Raw genomic sequence first — 18,902 nt, forward strand, 5'->3', positions numbered from 1 at the left:
TTGATTTTTATGTATTGAGTGTTACAAATATATACAAAAATATTTGTTAAAAAAAAGAAATAAAAAAAGGGAGGCCAATATAATTGATTTTTGGGAAGCTAAAGCATTTCATAAACTAAGATAAAAGCGTATTTTTGTGTACTAAACACCAAAATATCACATGTCTAAAATCGATTTTTCTAAACTAGATCCCAAGAAAAACATTATCATTAAAGGAGCACATCTCCATAACTTAAAGCATATAGATGTGGTGATTCCTAGAAATCAGATGGTTGTCGTAACAGGACTTTCTGGTTCTGGAAAATCTTCTTTGGCTTTTGATACCCTATATGCGGAGGGACAGCGTCGTTATGTTGAGAGTTTGTCTTCGTATGCACGTCAATTCTTAGGGCGCATAGACAAACCTAAAGTGGAATACATCAAAGGTATTGCCCCTGCTATTGCCATTGAACAAAAGGTCAATACCACCAATGCGCGATCTACGGTGGGGACGTCTACGGAACTATATGACTACATCAAATTGCTCTTTGCTCGTATTGGGCATACCTACTCCCCTATATCGGGACAAGAAGTAAAGAAAGACACTGTAACTGATGTAACAACCTTAATCAAATCCTTTGCTTTAGATAGTAAATGGCTGTTATTAGCCCCTTTGTTGTTTGAGGAAGAAAGAACGTTAGCCGAGCACTTAGATGTTCTACTCAAACAGGGGTATGCTCGTTTATGGGTAAAAGGTGAAATGGTGCGTTTGGATGAGTTTCTAGGCTTGGAACCCGCACTTATTAATCAATTTTCTTTGGAGGATATCCGCCTGATCATTGATCGCATTGTGGTAAAAGATACAGACGAATTTTACAATCGTTTAGGTGATGCTGTTGAAACTGCCTTTTTTGAAGGCAAGGGAACTTGTTATGTACGCAGCTTAGATGAAGATAAACAATACGAATTCAACAATCGATTTGAACTCGATGGCATAACATTTTTAGAGCCTAATATTCACCTGTTTAGCTTTAATAATCCCTATGGCGCTTGTCCTGTTTGTGATGGCTATGGCAATGTAATTGGCATTGATGAAGAGTTGGTGTTCCCTAATACAGGACTCTCGGTATATGAAAATGCCGTTTTTCCTTGGCGTGGGGAATCCATGGGATGGTATCGCGATCAACTCGTTCAACATGCGTATAAATTTGATTTTCCCATTCATCGTCCTATTTTTCAGCTCACCGCAGAAGAAAAGGCACTCCTATGGGAAGGAAATGAATATTTTACGGGTCTGAATGCTTTCTTTGAAGAACTAGAGGAAAAGAATTACAAAATACAAAATCGCGTTTTACTCTCGCGTTATAGAGGGAAAACGAAGTGCCCAACTTGTAAGGGAAAACGCTTGAGAAAAGAAGCAGGCTACGTTAAAATTGGTGGAAAAACCGTTTCTGATCTGGTTGATATGCCCATTGATAAATTAGTAGTTTTCTTTCAAGAGCTGAGGTTAACAGACTATGAACAGCAAGTAGCTAAGCGCTTACTCATCGAGATTAACAATCGATTAGGCTTTTTGTTAAACGTAGGTTTATCCTACTTAACGCTCAACCGAAATTCATCTACACTTTCGGGTGGAGAATCTCAACGCATTAACCTAGCTACTTCGTTGGGAAGTAGTTTGGTTGGTTCCATGTATATTCTCGACGAACCGAGTATTGGTCTACATCCCAAGGATGGAGAAAAGTTAATCCAAGTGCTTAAACAATTAAAGGCTTTAGGCAATACGGTAATTGTTGTAGAGCACGATGAGGAAATCATGCAAGCAGCGGATCAGATTATCGATATTGGACCAGAAGCGGGTACTTTTGGAGGGGAATTAGTCGCACAGGGGACTTTAGCGGAAATTCTACAATCAGATTCCCTAACCGCACAATACCTCAATGGAACGAGAGCTATTGAAATACCTAAGAAAAGAAGATCGTATAAACACTATATTGACATCATTGGTGCGAGAGAGCACAATTTAAAGAATATTGATGTTCGTTTTCCATTGGATTGCTTAACGGTAATCACTGGCGTTTCGGGAAGTGGAAAGAGTACGTTAGTCAAGCGTATATTATACCCTGCCCTTCAGAAAAAACTAACGGGACTAAGTGATAAACCAGGTCAATTTACCGCATTAGAAGGCAAATTTGAACACATCAAGCAGATTGAATACGTAGATCAAAATCCAATCGGACGAAGCTCGCGTTCGAATCCCGTGACCTATATCAAAGCCTATGACGAAATTCGAGACTTATACGCCAAGCAAAATACGTCCAAATTAAGGGGGTATCAACCCAAGCATTTTTCGTTTAACGTAGACGGTGGACGATGTGAAGTGTGTAAAGGGGAAGGAAGTGTAACGGTAGAAATGCAATTTATGGCCGACGTGCACTTAGAGTGTGAAGCATGTCACGGTAAACGATTCAAGAAGGAAGTGCTCGAAGTGAATTTTGAAGGAAAAAACATAGACGATATTCTTCGCATGACTATTGATGATGCATTAGCCTTCTTCAAGCAATACAACCAAACGAAAATCGCTACGCGTTTGCAACCGCTACAAGACGTGGGATTGGGGTATGTCCAATTGGGACAATCTTCTTCTACGCTTTCGGGTGGTGAAGCACAACGCATTAAATTAGCGTCTTTCCTATTGGCAGGTTCAACGCGAGAAAAAGTGCTCTTTGTCTTCGATGAACCGACAACGGGCTTACACTTTCACGACATTAATAAACTCCTTACTGCTTTTAATGCACTGATCGATAAAGGACACTCCATCTTGGTTATCGAACACAATTTAGATTTGATCAAATGTGCAGATTATATCGTAGATATTGGCCCTGAAGGCGGAGAAAAAGGCGGTCAACTGATTGCTTTTGGTACTCCTGAGGAAGTAGCTGCATGCAAAGAATCCAGTACAGGACAGTTTTTAAAACATAAATTGAAGTAAAAAAAGGAGCGTATGCTCCTTTTTTTTGGATAATGAATGACTGATATTGTCTATAGTAGTAGAAGCATACAACAAACAAAAAAGCTTGAGGTAATCCTCAAGCTTTTTTGTTGTTTTCTATTTGCTGTCAACCGTTAACCCATAATGCATTTCGCCCAACTCAGAATTTACTTTGCCATTATTTCACTCAACTTCCTTACACTTATTTTTTTGATAAAAACAATAAAAAAACAAAAACACTTCATTTAATTAATTATTACATGAAAAATAATTGGTTTTATTATTTTATTTAGCAAATAAAATAATGAAATTTACACAATCAACCTTAAAAAAACTTTTAAAGGAAAAACTTAATTTAAATGAAATGGCAGAAATTAAAGGTCTTGGTGATGGACAGGATTTTCTAGCAGGTTTTGCCTGTACCGCAGGTATTTTGACAGCTACAACAGGTTTAGGACTAGCTTTAGCCTTTGTAGGATGTAGTACTTTAATTGGTAACAATGGTAAATAATTAGGAGCTGATTTAACTGGTTAAATCAACTCTTCTGATCATCGAAAAAATGAAAAAAAATATAATTAAAAACTCTTTATTGTTCTTTATCACAATTATATTGAACTACACGTATTATCATGATTACATTAAAGGCAATAAACCTTTATGGATTTTTCTATTTAGCATAGCATTGTCTTTATCATTTTTAAGCAATATCGTTTATGAAGTCATCAAAAGAAAAAAAAGAAAATAATTTTTATCTCCTTTTAGCCCTATACATCGCGATAAGATACCTACTCTTTCTAGTAGTAAAAAAAGAAGTCCTGACAAAAATCAGAACTTCTTTTTTTTGTATTCAAGGAATGAATCTCAGTCAAATTCAAAGACCACTTACCACTTACCACTTACCACTTACCACTCTTCATCTAACTCTCATTTCCCATCTCCATTCAACACACTCACCAAGCGTTCAGTCAATCGCTTGCGACCAAAATACTGTAAGCCCATGGCGTGTACTCGGAGTTGATTGTTTTGATACTGTTCAAAATATTGCAGTAAGATTTCACTAATTTTATCTTTCTCACTGTATAAGGCATTGCGTCCTACATTGGTTTGTTGCACTATTTCAAAGAAGTCAGACTCCTCCGGTCCAATGGCTAAAATCGGACGTTCTGCGGCCATATACTCAAACAGTTTTCCTGGAATAATCGCTTTGGTATCATCGGAGTCAATTTCAACAAGCAACAACACTTGAGACGCGCGCATTTGCCTCAATGCTTCTTCATTGTCGACATAGCCTCTGTTATCAGTACATTCCAACAGTTTAAATTCTGCCAAGGTATGGAGTATTTCATCGCTAATCTTTCCGATTAGCTTAAGCTCAAATGCGGCTTTAAATGCTTTGTTCTCCCTTCTCAACTCACTAATTGCTTTCCACAAAACACGTGGGTTGCGATTAGAGAGAAATGAGCCGATATGGGCTAAAGTAAATTTTTCATCCAGTGGAATTTTTCCTAAATGTGCCACATCATATCCATTGGTGATAATCGCAATGGGCTTTGCTGTTTTAGTTCTAAATTCTTTACTCGTTGTCTTACTCGTTACAATTAGTTGATCTGCAGTTGTAAGCACTTCTTTTTCTAGCGCTAAATGCTTTTCTTTTGCTTTATGCGATAGTTTAAGTTCTTTATGATAACCTATTGTCGTCCAAGGATCTCTAAAGTCAGCCACCCACTTGATTTTTCTTTTTTTCTTCAAGCCCAATCCAATTAAATGGATGCTATGAGGAGGGCCTGTGGTGATGATGGTTTCGATCTCAGGGTGTTGTTCTAAATAGGTGTTGAGGTAATCGATGGAGGGTTTTACCCATCCAACGCGTGCATCGGGAATAAACATATTACCGCGAATCCACAGCAATAATTTATCCCATTTAGTTTGATTTCGAACTTGGGGAATCATTCCTGAACTCATCGTTTGTGCGCGTTGTCCCATTAATTTCTTCGCTAAAGAATACGGTTCTTTGATGGTTTTGCGCAAAATCGTTACCTCTGGGCTTACCTCCTGCTCTAGTTTGGTATCAATCAAGGGATAGTTTGCCCCATCAGGTACGTATACTATTGGTTCTATATCAAAATCGGGTAAATACTTGACGAACTTCAACCAGCGTTGAACACCTGGTCCCCCTGCAGGAGGCCAGTAATAACAAAGGATGAGTACTTTTTTCTTTTCTTTTTTCTTTTCCATTTCAAGCAATAAATCACTTTTATTTTTCTTTTCTTTTTCTACATGTCCAAACGGCTCCAAGTGATAGGATTACAATCAACAAAGAGCTTGCCAAAGCAATGCGGCTACCTGTTTTTACCACTTGAGGTTCAAAGGTAAATTCAATCGTGTGCTTTCCTTCTGGAATAACTATAGCGCGCAACACATAGTCTACTGCTACAATAGGCACTTCTTTGCCATCAACCTTCGCCATCCATCCTTGTGGATAGTAAATTTCAGAAAACACAGCTAATCCTTCTTGTGCGTTTGTCGATTCATAGGTTAGCTTATTGGCTTTATAAGAAGTTAACTGAATACGAGCTAAAGAATCTACGGCATAACTATCTTTAATTGGCTGTTGAAACGCTTGTGTATTCAACACGGCGGTTGTTTTGGTGTTTATTTTACCCAAGGCCTGCATTTCTTGGTCTGCTGTTGTTACTTTTTCAACAGTAGATACAAACCATGCATTGCCATTAGCTTCGTTATTTAGCATGGCTACACTACGACCTTCTTCATCTGGTTGTATAATGTATTTTACATTCATCATATTGAAAACCGTCATCGGGTTTTGATTCAATTGATAGTCGACCAGTTGTTGGATTCTTCTCGGTTTTGCTGCGTGATATCCCCCAAGTGAATAATGGAAATAGGACGCTTTTGCGCTATTTAATCCTCCCTGAGCATCAAAGACTCTAAAGTGAGAGGGATCGTTTAAAATTTGTTTGTCTGCTTGTGTGATTTCAAAGGGATCTTCCATTTTTCTAGCTGACACAAAAGAGGTTTCATTGACGTACTTGCGGTCTACCATAACTAAGTCACCAACGAGTAGCACACCGATAATCACGAGGGCATACAGCTCTTTCAACTTGTCTTTTGCGAAAGCGAAAAGCACGGCAGCGGTAGCTAGTATTAATAGAAAGGAACGCAGTAAATCGTGGGTATACATGGCCTTGCGCTCTTCAATTAATGCGCGGATAAAACCAGGACCAATTTCTCCATATGCACTGCGATAGTAATCGTCATTTAAACCTGTAAAGGAAAGCGTTCCTTTAATTACAAATAGAAAGACCAACAAACCGCCAGCGATAAGACTTGTTTTCTTTAAGGCATCTAGTTGTTGTTTTTGCTCGAGTTTAAAGAAGTTGTACAAGCCCAATACTGCTAGAACAGGTACACACATCTCTAGTATAACTTGAATAGAGGAAACCGCTCTAAATTTGTTGTACAAGGGCACATAATCGATGAAGAAATTCGTCACTATTGGAAAGTTTTTTCCCCAAGACAACACCAAAGCCAATAAGGCTCCAGCTAAGAAAATATACTTGAGGTTTCGCTTTTCGGTAAACAAACCCAATACAAATAAGAAAAATACAATAGCTCCAATATAAGCAGGTGCAGCCACAATGGGTTGATCTCCCCAATACGTAGGAGCTTGCTTACTCATTTCTTTGGCTTGTTGCGGATTAGCACCAATTGAAGTAAGGTAGCGATAGATGGCATTATCTTCCTCAAGGGTTTCGTTATTTGCACCCCCTGTTAAACGGGGAGATAGCAAGTTTAAGCTCTCAAAAATACCATAGCTATACTCTGTGATATAGTCATAGCTCATCGCATTAGAAGAGGTTTTAGGCGATCCATCTGGTTCATAGGTCAATTCACTTGCACTACGCGTACTAAACTTGGTATATTCCGCCGTTGCCATAATATTCGTTGCATTAGCCCCAATACTCAACACGGCTGATCCAACTAAAATCGCATAGGCAATACCCAAGCCTTTCCAGTCTTTTGCTTTGCCATATTGGTAGGTATAGGCTATACCTAAAATCAATAAGAACAACAGCAAGTAATAGGTCATTTGGAAGTGGTTTGCGCTAATTTCTAGAGCAGCTGCCACAACCGTTAGAATCCCTCCTACTACGTATTTCTTTCGAAACACGAGTATGACCCCTGCTACTACCATAGGCATATAAGCAATGGCGTGTGCTTTGGCGTTGTGTCCAACCCCTAAGATGATGATTAAATAAGTAGAGAATCCAAAAGCCAGCGATCCGATAAATGCCTTTAAGGGACGAATGCCCAAAACGAGAAGTAAGGCATAAAATCCGACGAAATACAAGAATAAATAGTCTGCAGGACGCGGTAAAAAACGGATGGCGCTATCTAAGTGTTTTACAAAATTATAGGGATACTTGGCACCTAACTGATAGGTCGGCATCCCTCCAAAAGCACTATTCGTCCAATAAGGCTCTTCATTAAATTCTGCTCTAAAATTGTTTTGCTCTTTTGCCATCCCCGTATATTGTACAATATCAGACTGGTAGATAACCTTGTTCTGTAAAACGGGAGAAAAATAAAGTAAGGCTACGACGATAAAACCTACCAACACCAAGAGATGTGGTACATATTTTTTTACTGCATTCATGCTATAAAACTACTTTGCTTTGATTGAATTCTGTTCAATTAGCTAAAGTAAGTAATTTTAAGGTTAGATGTGTGTATTTTTTTTGAAACCTGTCCATAAATACTAGGAATATCCCTACTTGCCACAGCTTTTTTAGGTGAATAGATGAATGAGTAGAACTCCTACGCTAGGGAGATGTATAAAAAAAAGCTCCCTTGAGAGGAGCTTGTTGTTATTTTGTGTCTACTTCTTCGTAATCGATATATTCGCCAACGACTTTTGTTGAGCGAGGGAATTTATCTTTCCCTGTCGATGTATTTTGATTCGTAAAATCAGGTTCTTGTTGAGATGTTCTATTTTGTTGATAAAAATCTTGCTGTTGCTGTTGAAAATTTCGTTCTACTTTCTTTGCCATTTTATAGACAAAAAGTGGAAATAAATAACGCATCGCAAATTTAAAAGCATAATAGATCACTACTATAATAACTAATGTTCTTAAAAAACCTCCAAATGATGCTATATCCATACTTTACCTTTTTTTCAAAAATAGCAATTTTTTCAAACATCTAGTCTTGAGAATTCTTAAATAATTGATAAATTAACCTAGTCTTTTTCTGCCTTCCAAGCTTTATAACCTCCAGCTAACTCGATGACTTGAAATCCTGCTTCTTGCATTTTTTTTGCAGCTCCTGCACTTCGTTTTCCTGATTGACAAAAGATATATACAGGTTGCGAAGAATCTAATTCTTTTATTTGTTGGTCAAAATCATCTCCTAAATAATCTAAGTTAACCGCATTAGCGATTGTGCCTTCTTGGTATTCTTTTGGTGTTCTAACGTCGACTAACTGCACTTTACGGGCTGTAATTTGCTTCTCAAAGGCAAGGGGTTGAACCAATTCTTTCTCTTTCACTTCCTGGGCAGTAACCTTAAAAAAAGAGAACATTAGTAAAGTAGCTGTTAAAAAACTATTTTTCATCGTATATTTCATCTAAATATTTTTAATCAAGTGACAAATATCAGGATTAGTATTTGTTATTCCTGTTACATTTGTTACAAATATACGAAAAATGGCTACCCCTCTAATTCAAAAATACAATGTACCTGGTCCTCGATATACCAGTTATCCTACTGTTCCCTATTGGGATGAGACGAGTTTTTCTCGTGATAAATGGCTAAAAAGTGTCAAAGCAACTTTTGATCAAACCAATCAAAGTGAAGGTATCAGTTTATACATTCACTTGCCGTACTGCGAGAGTTTATGTACGTTTTGTGGTTGTCACAAGCACATCACCAAACGCCATGAAGTGGAAATTCCCTACATACAAGCCGTATTAAAAGAATGGGCGTTGTATTGTACCTTGTTAGAAGATAAGCCGCGAATCAAAGAGATTCACTTAGGCGGAGGCACACCTACATTTTTTACACCGGAACACCTACAGCTGTTAATTGAAGGAATATTAGCGCGTGCTGAAAAAGCTCCACAGTATGAATTCAGCTTTGAAGGTCATCCAAACAACACAACAAGAGAGCATTTACAAACTTTATATACCCTTGGTTTTCGAAGAGTTAGCTTTGGTGTACAAGACTACAATCGCGAGATACAAAAGGCCATAAATCGTAATCAAACGTTTCACGATGTTGCTAAAGTAACTCTTTGGGCCAAGGAATTGGGCTATACTTCTATTTCTCATGATATAATTTTTGGTTTGCCTTTTCAGACCATCGATCACGTGGTGGATACCATTGAGAAAACTAAGTCTTTATCCCCTGATCGCTTGGCTTTTTACAGCTATGCTCATGTGCCATGGATCAAAGGCAATGGACAACGCGGTTTTAAAGATGAGGATGTTCCCAAAGATGAGGAAAAGAGAAAGCTTTATGAAATAGGAAAAAACCTATTGGAAGAAAAGGGATATATTGAAATTGGGATGGATCACTTCGCTTTAAAGTCGGACAGCTTGTACAAAGCGATGAATACCAATAGTATTCACCGAAACTTCATGGGGTATACTTCATCTAAGACAGATGTAATGATCGGATTAGGTGTTTCTGCGATTAGCGACAGCTGGACTGCTTTTGCTCAAAACGAAAAAAACATAGAAACCTACTATGCACTACTTGAAAAAAATGAAATTCCAGTAGTAAAAGGTCATATTTTAAACGAAGAAGATTTGATAATTAGAAAACATATCCTACATTTAATGTGTGATTTAAAAACCGATTTGTCTGACGATTTACATTTAATTGATTTCCAACCTATTTTGGAGGAATTAAAAGAAATGGAAAACGACCAGTTGATCACCATTAACAATCACGTCATTACGGTGAACAAAGTAGGGCGTGCTTTTGTTCGCAATATATGTATGGCTTTGGATTTGCGTTTGCAACGCAACAAACCAGACCGCGCTTTATTTTCTATGACGATTTAATTGAACTAGCTATGAATAAAAAAGTTGAAAAAATAACCACCTATCTTGTCCTTTTTCTTTTAGTCTATGGGATCTACCAACTTGACCTAGACAATCTTTGGTCCATACAGGTGAATTGGTTTTCATTCCTGGCTTTTATCATATTCTTCTGCTATTTGGTGTTTTCATTAAAGCATGCAGCAAAAAAGCAAGATATGCAAAAACAAAAATAAGGAACAGAAGAAGCAAAAAACAGATTGTTTTATTACTATATACAACTGCCACTATAATTTATAAAAAAAGGAGAACCATGCGTTCTCCTTTTTTTATGTCATATTGTTATTAATACCACTCCATTAGGGATATTCCTACCCCAATTGTTGTTTGGTTCCAATTGTAGTCAATTAGCGATTCACCATATCCATTGTTAATTACAAAGAAAGCCTTTAGGTTATTCTTAATGGGATAGGTATAGGTGAATTCGTGAAATCCTCTATAATCTTCATTTAAACGCATATTATTTCGCATCATAAAGGTAAAAACTTGTCCGTTTCGTTGATAAGCCACTGTTAGTTCACCTTTTCCATAGTATTCTGAAATACGCGCATTGTCGTCACTTTTATTTTTCTCTTTCAGTCGCATCCAGGGTTTAACCATAATAGTCCAATCCCTATACTCCATCCCAAGGTGAAAAACCAAGCGATTCCAGCTTCTTGAGGTTGGTTCACTCTTTCCATTGGACTGGTGATTGAAGGCTAAACCGGCCATTTTAAATTTTAGGTTGTGCAAGGACAAATCCAACGGATAGTTAAAGATGATTTCAGGTTCATAGTTCAACTCCCGAAAAGGTCTAGAAATCTTCTCATTATACGCTTGCCAATTGGCGGTTTGCGTAAAAGCCAACCAAATATCCCCCTTGCCAAATAACAGTCCTTCCACTACTTTGGTTTTGAAACTCAACTGAAAGCGAATTTCGGTTTCATTGTAATTATTCGCAGCGGGTCTATCCATGTGCTCGCTATAGCTAAACGGCTGGTTATTGGGTCTATTAGACCAACGCCCAGGCAATACATAGATGGGTTTATAGGGAGAAATAGTAAACGTTTTTCCCTTGGCCGTTGGACCTAAATCCCATCGTTCCGACAGCGAATGAACATCCTCTTGTTCGAATAAATTATCCGTTGACGGTGTTTGCGCATAAGCGCCACAGGTAGCAATAAGGGCTAATCCTAAACATTGTCTATACTTTTTCAGTTTCATGTACTATTCCTGTTTATTTACGCTCTAGTATCCATCACGACGACTACCGTAGGTTATGCTTCTTTCAAAGTTGTACAATCAATCTAAAACAAACTACTTTGACCATCCTCATCTACATTGACATCGGGTAGATTTTCCAAGTCGTAATTTGTTGTGTCTTCTTGCGTTTCTACCTCCTCTTCATAAGGCAAAGATTCCAAATGATCAATTTGTTTTACCTTATCTGCGGTTAGTTGATTACCTAAAGCTTTAATTCCTTTAATCGTTATAAATTGCTCTAAATCAACGATTAAGTTTTCTTTTTGCACGCCTTTTACCTTGGCAAAAACAACTTCAACTACAGGGCGATAATCTGTTGAAATCAGTTCTAATTTTGAGTTCTCGTGTTCAGAAATAAAGATGTCTTCTCTATTTTCATTTTCAATGATAAATCGCTTCACATAGTAACGCGCTTTTTCCCCATCGAAATAAATAGCAGAAATCGGTTTGTTTGGTTTCCACTTTTCTAAGACGATCATATCTTCTTCGAAGTGTGTAGTCAATTCAGGCACCACTGTTTTTATTTTCCCACTTTGGGTAATAATCATCAGGCGATCTTCTGCTTTAAATTCGCCTAACAGCTCTCCTCTACCTTCCACGTTTAAACGTCTAACGGCTTCATCATACCATATTTTACGCGGGCGCAAGGTTGAGATTCCCTTTTCTTTCAGTTCAATCTTCTTGATGGCGTATTTAGTGACCAAATTTCCTTTGGCAATACGTCCTTTAATCAATAGATCGGCGAAATCAAGATCAAATTTCAACTTCTTAACATTGCTCAACTGTCGCAATAAAATAGTCACTACTTCTGCTTCACCATTTGGATTGGCAGAGAAATACAATACTTGTGACCCTGGATTCCCTTGCGTTAAGTCATATACTTTATCACGAGTGATACTCATCACATTAAAGCGCTTACTATAAGACGGTCCGGATTTACCATCGCGGTAGATTAAGTTGTAGATGGTGCGTTTGTCGTTTTTGGCAAATACATCAATGTGGATGATATCTTTTCCGACAAAGCGCTTCTCTTCTACTTTGGAAATAACCATAGATCCATCGCGTAAGAAAACGATAATATCGTCAATATCAGAACAGTCACAAACGTATTCATCTTTGCGCAGGGAAGTTCCAAAGAAACCTTCTTGTCTGTTGACGTATAATTTGGTATTTCGCAACACCACTTTCGTTGCTTCAATGGTATCAAAGCTTCTCAACTCCGTTTTGCGCTCTTTACCTTTGCCGTATTTTTCTTTTAGGCTTGTAAAATATTTGATTGCAAAATCAACCAAGTGTTCTAAGTTGTATTTTACTTTTTCGATATCACCTTCAAGAGCTTCGATTAGCTGATTTGCTTTATCAATGTCAAAACGAGAAATACGCTTAATTCGAATTTCTGTAAGCTTGATAATATCTTCTTGAGTAACAGCTCTTTTGAGGTTAACAATAAACGGTTTAAGTCCCTCATCAATCGCGCTGAGTACACCCTCCCATGTTTCTTCTTCCTCAATGGCACGGTAAATTCTATTTTCGATAAAAATGCGCTCTAAGGAGAGGAAGTGCCAACGTTCTTCTAACTCTTGTAGTTCGATTTCGAGTTCTTGTCGAAGCAGGTCAACGGTTTGATGCGTGGAGCGTTTCAACATTTCAGAAACTCCGATAAAGAGAGGTTTATTATCTTGAATAATACAAGCCAGTGGAGCGATTGACGTTTCACAAGCCGTAAAGGCATAGAGGGCGTCAATGGTTTTATCTGGTGATGTACCCGGCGGTAGGTGAATTAATATTTCAACACTAGCTGCCGTATTATCTTCAATTTTTCTAATTTTCAGTTTTCCTTTCTCATTTGCTTTTAATATACTATCAATCAACGATGTTGTGGTTGTTGAGAAAGGGATTTGCGTAACGACGAGGGTATTTTTATCTAGCTGAGAAATGCGTGCGCGAACGCGAACACGGCCTCCTCTGAGTCCGTCGTTATAAGCAGACACATCAGCAATTCCCTCGGTTGGAAAATCGGGATATAACGTAAAAGGTTTCCCTTTCAATATTTTTACTGAGGCGTCGATTAATTCATTAAAGTTGTGTGGTAAGACTTTCGTTGAGAGTCCAACCGCAATTCCCTCTGCACCTTGTGCTAAGAGCAAAGGAAACTTTACAGGGAGGTTGATTGGTTCGTTTCTACGGCCGTCGTAAGACGATTGCCATTCTGTAATTTTTGGAGAATACAGCACTTCTAGGGCGAATTTGCTCAGACGTGCTTCGATATAACGCGAAGCAGCGGCACCATCACCCGTGAGGATATTCCCCCAGTTTCCTTGCATATCGATCAACAACTCCTTTTGTCCTAGCTGTACCATGGCGTCACCAATACTCGCATCACCGTGTGGGTGATACTGCATGGTATGTCCAACGATATTCGCTACTTTATTGTATCGACCGTCATCCAATTCTTTCATTGAGTGCATGATACGGCGTTGTACGGGTTTAAACCCATCCTCAATCGCCGGTACAGCACGTTCCAAAATTACGTACGAAGCATAGTCCAAGAACCACTCTTTGTACATACCCGTAACTTTGGTAATGGTTTCTTTTTCCTCTTCTTCTTCTTGTAACGCTGTATGATCTTCAACAAATTCCCCATTATCTAGGTTATTTGATTGGATATCGTCCTTCAAATTATCGTCCTTCAAATTATCTTCAGTGCTCATAGTCTATTCTTCTACAACATCAAGTTCAACTTTCAAATTATCAATGATAAATTCTTGTCTATCCGGGGTATTTTTACCCATATAAAACTCTAACATCTTTTCGATAGACATGGATTTGTCCAACATCACGGGATCTAGGCGAATACTTTCTCCGATGAAGTGTTGAAATTCATCTGGTGAAATTTCTCCCAATCCTTTAAATCGCGTGATTTCGGGTTTAGGTTTAAGCTTTTCAATTGCCGCTACGCGTTCTTCTTCGCTATAGCAATAGATGGTTTCTTTTTTGTTTCGAACGCGGAACAAAGGCGTTTGCAAAATATATAAGTGACCTTCTTTGATAAGTTCTGGGAAGAATTGCAAGAAGAAAGTAATTAACAACAAGCGGATGTGCATTCCATCGACATCGGCATCGGTAGCGATTACGATGTTGTTGTAGCGCAGGCTTTCGAAATCCTCTTCAATATCGAGTGCGGCTTGTAGTAAGTTAAACTCTTCGTTTTCGTAAACAATCTTCTTCGTCATCCCGTAGGAGTTCAGAGGCTTTCCACGCAAACTAAATACGGCTTGTGTGTTGACATCTCTTGACTTGGTGATTGATCCCGACGCTGAATCTCCCTCGGTAATAAACAAGGTACTTTCGAGGTATCTCGGGTTTTTAATATCCGTTAAGTGCACGCGACAGTCGCGTAGTTTACGGTTGTGTAAACTCGCTTTTTTGGCGCGTTCTTTTGCTATTTTTCGAATACCTGACAATTCTTTGCGTTCGCGTTCAGCTTGCAAAATTTTGCGCAACAGCGCATCTGCAATTTCTGGATTCTTATGAAGGTAGTTATCGAGTTGTGTTTTAACAAAATCGTTCACAAAGGTACGCACTGTTGGCAAATCGGGGCCCATATCAGTTGATCCCAATTTTGTTTTGGTTTGGGATTCAAATACAGGTTCTTCAACTTTTACTGAAATTGCGGCTACAATCGACTTTCGAATATCTGAAGCTTCAAAGTTTTTGTTGTAGAACTCCTTTAATGTACGCACCAAAGCCTCTCTAAAAGCGCCTAAATGCGTTCCTCCTTGTGTGGTATTTTGCCCGTTGACAAAGGAATAGTACTCTTCGGAGTACTGACTTTTACTGTGTGTAATTGCCACTTCAATATCATCTCCTGTCAAGTGAATGATTGGGTACACTTGATCCTCTAGATCGATATTTTCATTGAGCAAGTCTTTCAATCCGTTTTCTGAGTAGAACTTTTCTCCGTTAAAGATGATCGTCAGTCCTTTGTTCAGGTAACAGTAGTTTTTGAGCATGCGCTCAATATACTCCTTGCGGTACTTGTAGTTTTTAAAAATCTTTTCATCTGCGATAAAGGACACTTTGGTTCCTTTGCGCTTGGTTGTTTCGATTAACTCTTCTTCATTGACCAAGTTCCCAGCTGAGAAGTCTGCGGCTTTTTGTTGGTTATCGCGAACAGAAACCACGCGAAAATACGTGGACAGTGCGTTGACTGCTTTCGTACCTACTCCGTTAAGACCAACTGATTTTTTAAATGCTTTTGAGTCGTACTTTCCTCCTGTGTTCATTTTTGACACTACATCGATCACCTTTCCCAATGGAATACCACGTCCGAAGTCACGAACCGTAACCATTTTGTCTTTTAGGGTAACTTCAATAGTTTTTCCTGTGCCCATCACAAACTCATCAATACTATTGTCAATTACCTCTTTGATCAGGATGTAAATCCCATCATCAGGAGACGATCCATCACCAAGCTTACCGATATACATACCCGGACGCATACGGATATGTTCTTTCCAATCTAAAGAACGAATATTGTCTTCAGTATACTGATTTTGATTTTGCATATAAATTGTTGGAATTTGTGCTAAAATACTACTATTTAAGGTAAAATAAAAATGATAAAAATTTGTAAATACCGTTTTTTTGCATGTTAAACTTTCTATTCTTCCGTCTTTTTGATGGCATTTTTATCAATTTCTAAAGAAAATGCTCCAGGTCTGATTCGCTGACCAAACAACAAAGCATAATTTTTGGTAAATTCAGCGCCAAAATACAAAATCATGGCAGAGTAATAGACCCAAATTAGCATAACAATAATTGAACCTGCGGCACCGTAAAGAGAGGATTTAGCTGTAGTACCCAAATAAAGACCAATGCCAAATTTACCTACCATAAACAGTATGGCTGTAAAAGCAGCCCCTATAAAGGCATCTTTTAGGCGGATTATCCCATTGGGTAAGGTTTTAAAAATAACTGCAAACAAGAGGGTAATAATCAAAAACACTATAATATTATTGACTAGTTGAACCAAATAAATCGTGGACTCTGCGAAATAGGTTGTTAAATACTCAAAAAGAATACTAGCGATAGAATTGATTAACAAGCTCACTAACAAGAGAAAACCAACCGACCCAATCATAGCAAACGACAACAGTCGATTTTTAATTAACCGAATAACGCTTTTTTCGGGTTTTGCTACAAATCCCCAAATATAATTGAGTGAGCTTTGTATTTCTGCAAAAACACCCGAGGCGGTAAACAGCAACATAACTACCCCAATAATCGTAGGCAAGACTCCTGAGCGATTGAGGGTCACATTATTCATGGCATTTTCCACTTCTTTGGCCGTATTAGGACCGACTAAATCTCCAACTTGCTGGTAGAAAAAAGAGGAAACGTCCTTTTCTTCTAAGAAAAATCCCGAAGCCGATATAATTAAAATAATTAAAGGGGGCAGTGCAAAAATAGTATAGTAAGACAAGGCCGCGCTAAAGGTTGTCGCACGATCGTCTAAGAAATCAACCACTGACTGTTTCAATAACTTTCCTATTTTCTTATATGGTATTTTCTGAATCATATTTATTTATAATGCCTTAAAATTCCTTGATCGTGTAAGGCCCATAGGGCGGCTTTTTGATTGCATTGTTTCAATCCTTGATTCACCCAGGTATTACACGTATAAAATAAACTATAACTTCCTTTTGCTTCATAGAACGCATCAGATGCTTCATACCCTGGAACATTTATGCGTTGATACTCCCCATGGTCCTCGACAAAACTCGCCTGAATATAATGAACGAGGGTTTGATATTCCGCTGGGGTTAAGGTGAGCTTTATTGCCTGATCGCCTGCTGCAAAAGCCGAATAGGCCGTTACGTGCATGGCTGAAGCACCGACACCTGAAAGCGCCTGAAGTGCTGTACTCATGCGCAAATCACTCCATGTAGGCGTATCAATATAAAATCCCCTATCTCCCCAACCAAAGGCCACCCAGCGAACGGTACGACTTTGAAAATCAAACGTTGATTGCCAATCTATAACCGTTGTGGTTACAGGAAGCACAAAATCAGTATGAACTCCATTAGTGGACAAATAGATGGTTATCTCTTGTCCACCAGGCTTTTCTCTTGCTGCGTCTTGCTGATAGGGCCAGAGTGATAAGATATAAAATACCCCAAGGTAAACGATGACAAATGTAAAAAAACACAAGATAATCACCTTTACAAATCGTGCTATTTTTTTTAGCATAAATGACCTTAATCTGATAAATAAAAACTTAAATATACAAAAAAAGAGAGGTTATTAAGGCCTCTCTTTCTTGATTCTTCTCTTTTTTATGTCTTATACATTGAAACGGAAATGCATCACATCACCATCTTTTACAATGTATTCTTTTCCTTCTACTCTAAGTTTACCTGCTTCTTTAACTTTAGCTTCAGAACCAAAAGTTACATAGTCATCGTAGGCGATCACTTCCGCGCGGATGAATCCTTTTTCGAAATCAGTATGGATTACTCCTGCTGCTTGAGGCGCTGTATCTCCCACGTTAATTGTCCATGCTCTCACTTCTTTTACACCTGCGGTAAAATACGTTTGCAATTTCAAAAGCTTATATGCTGAACGGATCAATTTTGACGAACCTGGCTCTTCAAGACCTAAATCTTCCAAGAACATTTGACGTTCTTCAAAGGTTTCAAGTTCTGTGATATCCGCTTCGGTTCCGACAGCCAATACAATTACTTCTGCATTTTCGTCTTTCACCAATTCTCTTACCTGCTCCACATAGGCATTTCCATGAACTGCAGCACCTTCGTCAACGTTACACACGTATAACACCGGTTTAGTGGTAATTAATTGAAAAGCTTCCAACAATTCCTCTTCGTCTTGGTTTTTTGCCTCTACCACACGAGCGGATTTTCCCGCTAATAAGGTCTCTCTAATACGCTCTAATAAATCTGCTTCTACTTGTGCTTCTTTATTTCCTGTTTTAGCTGCTTTTTTTACTTTTTCTAAGCGTTTTTCAACGGTTTCTAGGTCTTTCAACTGCAATTCGATGTCGATTGTTTCTTTGTCGCGAATTGGGTTTACTTTACCATCAACGTGAACGATATTGTCGTTATCAAAACAACGCAAAACATGAATAATCGCATTACACTCGCGAATATTTCCGAGGAATTGATTACCCAATCCTTCACCTTTACTCGCTCCTTTTACCAATCCGGCGATATCTACGATTTCAACTGTTGCTGGCAAAACGCGCTCAGGGTTTACCAATTCTTCTAATTTCAATAAACGCGGATCTGGCACGTTTACAACCCCAACATTGGGCTCAATTGTACAGAATGGGAAGTTAGCACTTTGCGCTTTAGCGTTTGACAAACAATTGAATAGTGTTGATTTTCCAACATTAGGCAATCCTACAATACCTGCTTTCATATTTTTAGTAACTTATTGTCTTTTTATAATGTTTGCAAATATATTCAAATTTTACAGAAAAACTTCTTTTCTAAACCACATAAAAAGCCTATCTACCGCTAAATACACAATCTATGGTCATTCT

The 18,902-nt window shown here is 38.3% G+C and carries 13 protein-coding genes; 3 read left to right on the forward strand and 10 right to left on the reverse strand.

The annotated features are described in order from the left end of the window. The first annotated feature begins 160 nt into the window (after positions 1-160). Positions 161-2,971, forward strand: a complete 2,811-nt coding sequence (uvrA, locus tag H4K35_RS10370; protein WP_182627672.1) for an excinuclease ABC subunit UvrA — start codon at positions 161-163, stop codon at positions 2,969-2,971. Positions 2,972-3,275: 304 nt separating this feature from the next. Continuing rightward, positions 3,276-3,482: a hypothetical protein gene (locus H4K35_RS10375; protein ID WP_182627674.1), complete on the forward strand. Its 207-nt coding sequence runs from the start codon at positions 3,276-3,278 to the stop codon at positions 3,480-3,482. Between the two features lie 414 nt (positions 3,483-3,896). On the opposite strand, the gene H4K35_RS10380 is transcribed toward H4K35_RS10375, so the two are convergent. From H4K35_RS10380 to H4K35_RS10395, 4 genes are all read right to left on the reverse strand, one after another. Next, positions 3,897-5,207 (reverse strand): glycosyl transferase family 1, encoded by a 1,311-nt coding sequence (locus tag H4K35_RS10380; RefSeq protein ID WP_182627676.1) that lies wholly within the window; start codon positions 5,205-5,207, stop codon positions 3,897-3,899. Between the two features lie 19 nt (positions 5,208-5,226). Next, a complete protein-coding gene (locus H4K35_RS10385) occupies positions 5,227-7,650 on the reverse strand; it encodes a YfhO family protein (RefSeq protein ID WP_182627679.1) in 2,424 nt (807 codons plus the stop codon). Between the two features lie 211 nt (positions 7,651-7,861). Then, a complete protein-coding gene (locus H4K35_RS10390; RefSeq protein WP_182627681.1) occupies positions 7,862-8,155 on the reverse strand; it encodes a DUF4834 family protein in 294 nt (97 codons plus the stop codon). A 77-nt stretch (positions 8,156-8,232) separates the two neighbouring features. Next, complete coding sequence (locus H4K35_RS10395) at positions 8,233-8,619, reverse strand: rhodanese-like domain-containing protein (RefSeq protein ID WP_255492427.1); 387 nt, start codon at positions 8,617-8,619, stop codon at positions 8,233-8,235. A gap of 79 nt (positions 8,620-8,698) precedes the next feature. Between H4K35_RS10395 and hemN the strand changes: the two genes are divergently transcribed. After that, the gene (gene hemN, locus H4K35_RS10400) at positions 8,699-10,060 is read left to right on the forward strand and encodes an oxygen-independent coproporphyrinogen III oxidase (RefSeq protein WP_182627683.1); all 1,362 of its coding nucleotides are present in this window, start codon (positions 8,699-8,701) and stop codon (positions 10,058-10,060) included. Positions 10,061-10,381: 321 nt separating this feature from the next. Here the strand turns inward: hemN and H4K35_RS10405 are convergent, their stop codons facing one another. The 6 genes from H4K35_RS10405 to ychF form a co-directional block, all read right to left on the reverse strand. After that, positions 10,382-11,299, reverse strand: coding sequence for a phospholipase A (locus H4K35_RS10405; RefSeq protein ID WP_182627685.1), 918 nt, complete (start codon positions 11,297-11,299; stop codon positions 10,382-10,384). An 83-nt stretch (positions 11,300-11,382) separates the two neighbouring features. Next, the gene (locus H4K35_RS10410; RefSeq protein ID WP_182627687.1) at positions 11,383-14,049 is read right to left on the reverse strand and encodes a DNA gyrase/topoisomerase IV subunit A; all 2,667 of its coding nucleotides are present in this window, start codon (positions 14,047-14,049) and stop codon (positions 11,383-11,385) included. A gap of 3 nt (positions 14,050-14,052) precedes the next feature. Next, positions 14,053-15,906 (reverse strand): DNA topoisomerase IV subunit B, encoded by a 1,854-nt coding sequence (locus H4K35_RS10415; RefSeq protein WP_182627689.1) that lies wholly within the window; start codon positions 15,904-15,906, stop codon positions 14,053-14,055. A 95-nt stretch (positions 15,907-16,001) separates the two neighbouring features. Beyond that, a complete protein-coding gene (locus H4K35_RS10420) occupies positions 16,002-16,916 on the reverse strand; it encodes a YihY/virulence factor BrkB family protein (protein ID WP_182627744.1) in 915 nt (304 codons plus the stop codon). Positions 16,917-16,921: 5 nt separating this feature from the next. Further along, the gene (locus H4K35_RS10425; protein WP_182627691.1) at positions 16,922-17,590 is read right to left on the reverse strand and encodes a TIGR02117 family protein; all 669 of its coding nucleotides are present in this window, start codon (positions 17,588-17,590) and stop codon (positions 16,922-16,924) included. Positions 17,591-17,683: 93 nt separating this feature from the next. Next, on the reverse strand, positions 17,684-18,778 hold the full coding sequence (ychF, locus tag H4K35_RS10430) for a redox-regulated ATPase YchF (protein ID WP_182627693.1): 1,095 nt from the start codon (positions 18,776-18,778) through the stop codon (positions 17,684-17,686). Between the last annotated feature and the right edge of the window lie 124 nt (positions 18,779-18,902).

Source organism: Myroides sp. NP-2, from assembly GCF_014145665.1.
Lineage (GTDB): Bacteria > Bacteroidota > Bacteroidia > Flavobacteriales > Flavobacteriaceae > Flavobacterium.

Coding starts and splice junctions, on each gene's coding strand:
- uvrA (WP_182627672.1), top strand. CDS start 161: ATGTCTAAAATCGATTTTTCTAAACTAGATCCCAAGAAAAACATTATC.
- H4K35_RS10375 (WP_182627674.1), top strand. CDS start 3,276: ATGAAATTTACACAATCAACCTTAAAAAAACTTTTAAAGGAAAAACTT.
- H4K35_RS10380 (WP_182627676.1), bottom strand. CDS start 5,207: ATGGAAAAGAAAAAAGAAAAGAAAAAAGTACTCATCCTTTGTTATTAC.
- H4K35_RS10385 (WP_182627679.1), bottom strand. CDS start 7,650: ATGAATGCAGTAAAAAAATATGTACCACATCTCTTGGTGTTGGTAGGT.
- H4K35_RS10390 (WP_182627681.1), bottom strand. CDS start 8,155: ATGGATATAGCATCATTTGGAGGTTTTTTAAGAACATTAGTTATTATA.
- H4K35_RS10395 (WP_255492427.1), bottom strand. CDS start 8,619: ATGAAATATACGATGAAAAATAGTTTTTTAACAGCTACTTTACTAATG.
- hemN (WP_182627683.1), top strand. CDS start 8,699: ATGGCTACCCCTCTAATTCAAAAATACAATGTACCTGGTCCTCGATAT.
- H4K35_RS10405 (WP_182627685.1), bottom strand. CDS start 11,299: ATGAAACTGAAAAAGTATAGACAATGTTTAGGATTAGCCCTTATTGCT.
- H4K35_RS10410 (WP_182627687.1), bottom strand. CDS start 14,049: ATGAGCACTGAAGATAATTTGAAGGACGATAATTTGAAGGACGATATC.
- H4K35_RS10415 (WP_182627689.1), bottom strand. CDS start 15,906: ATGCAAAATCAAAATCAGTATACTGAAGACAATATTCGTTCTTTAGAT.
- H4K35_RS10425 (WP_182627691.1), bottom strand. CDS start 17,590: ATGCTAAAAAAAATAGCACGATTTGTAAAGGTGATTATCTTGTGTTTT.
- ychF (WP_182627693.1), bottom strand. CDS start 18,778: ATGAAAGCAGGTATTGTAGGATTGCCTAATGTTGGAAAATCAACACTA.